This window comes from Pseudoduganella sp. RAF53_2 (genome assembly GCF_052113985.1).
Lineage (GTDB): Bacteria > Pseudomonadota > Gammaproteobacteria > Burkholderiales > Burkholderiaceae_D > Rugamonas.
The window spans coordinates 1-1,427 of the sequence record NZ_JBFRDW010000988.1; the positions used below are offsets into that span (position 1 = coordinate 1).

Genomic DNA, 1,427 nt, shown 5'->3' on the forward strand with positions numbered 1-1,427 from the left:
GATTTACGACCGCACCACTGGCGAAGTGACTTACGGCCGCGTGCCATCCGGTTCCGTGGTTGTATCGGGCTCACTGCCGTCGGCCGATGGCAAGTACAGCCTGTATTGCGCCGTGATCGTGAAGCGCGTGGACGCACAGACCCGCGCCAAGACCGGCATCAACGAACTGCTGCGCGGCGTATAAAACCGCAAAGCCAGGCAAGTGCCTGCCACGCTGTGGCAGGCACCAGACTTTAAGGGTTCTAAAAAAGGAGACACCCAAACCATGGCAATGGACCGCCTGTTCCAGCTGATGAAGGAAAAGAACGCATCGGATATGTTCTTCGCCGTGGGTTCTCCCGTCCACCTCAAGATCAACGGGCTGCTGATTCCAATCAATCAGCAAAAGCTTGAGCCGGACAATCTGCACGCCCTGCTGGCCGAAGTCTGCTCCCCCGAGCAACTGGCCGAGCTGGAAGAAACGAATGAGCTGAACATGGGTATCGGCGTGCCGAACCTGGGCCGCTTCCGTCTCTCCGCCTTCCGCCAGCGCGGCACCATCTCCGCCGTGTTCCGTTTCGTACCGGCGAATATTCCGCCGCTGGGCGAACTGGGACTGCCACCAGTGCTGGCGGAATTGATCATGGAAAAGCGCGGCCTGGTGCTGCTGGTGGGCGCGACCGGCTCCGGCAAGTCCACCACCATTGCAGCCATGCTGGATCACCGCAACGATCTGCGCTCGGGCCACATCCTGACGCTGGAAGACCCGATCGAATATCTGTTCAAGAACAAGAAGTCGATCGTGAACCAGCGCGAAATTGGTTCCGACGCCAAGGACTTCTACACCGCGCTGCGCAACTCCATGCGCCAGGCGCCGGACTGCATTCTGATCGGCGAGATCCGCGACAAGGAAACCATGGCCGCAGCCCTCGCTTACGCGCAGTCGGGCCACCTGGTGCTGGCGACGCTGCACGCGAATAACTCGTACAACGCGCTGAACCGGATTATCTCTTTCTACCCGATCGAGAACCGCCCGGCGCTGCTGCAGGACTTGTCCTCGACCGTGAAAGCGATCGTCTCGCAGCGCCTGTGCCGTTCTGCGGCAGGCGGCACGCGCACACCGGCGGTTGAAGTGATGGTCAACACGCGCTATATCTCCGACCTGATCGAAAAAGGCGAAATCTCGCAGATTAAGGAAGCGCTGGAAAAATCCCTGTCGCCCGGCTCGCAGTCCTTCGAGCAGGCGCTGTATGGCCTGGTGCAGGAAGGCCTGGTCACGCAGGAAGAAGCGCTCGCGAACGCCGACTCCGCGACCAACCTGCTCTGGCTGCTCAACCACGGCCTCGAAGCCAAGCCCGCCGACGACGAGCAAGCGCCCTCCACCGCCTCCGAAACCTCCTTCACCGAGTTCACCCTCAACACCTAACACCCTGGGGTCAGATCCGACA

1 protein-coding gene and 1 pseudogene are annotated in these 1,427 nt (G+C 60.8%); both read left to right on the forward strand.

Annotated features, from left to right (window positions below; all coding sequences use genetic code 11):
* Nucleotides 1-184 (forward strand): annotated as a pseudogene (locus AB4Z11_RS31690) (2,3,4,5-tetrahydropyridine-2,6-dicarboxylate N-succinyltransferase); the annotation flags it as partial.
* An 81-nt stretch (nucleotides 185-265) separates the two neighbouring features.
* Nucleotides 266-1,405, forward strand: a complete 1,140-nt coding sequence (locus AB4Z11_RS31695; RefSeq protein WP_442030141.1) for a PilT/PilU family type 4a pilus ATPase — start codon at nucleotides 266-268, stop codon at nucleotides 1,403-1,405.
* Nucleotides 1,406-1,427 lie beyond the last annotated feature (22 nt).

Excerpts from the sequence above, each read along its gene's own strand:
- AB4Z11_RS31695 (WP_442030141.1), top strand. The coding sequence starts at position 266 with ATGGCAATGGACCGCCTGTTCCAGCTGATGAAGGAAAAGAACGCATCG.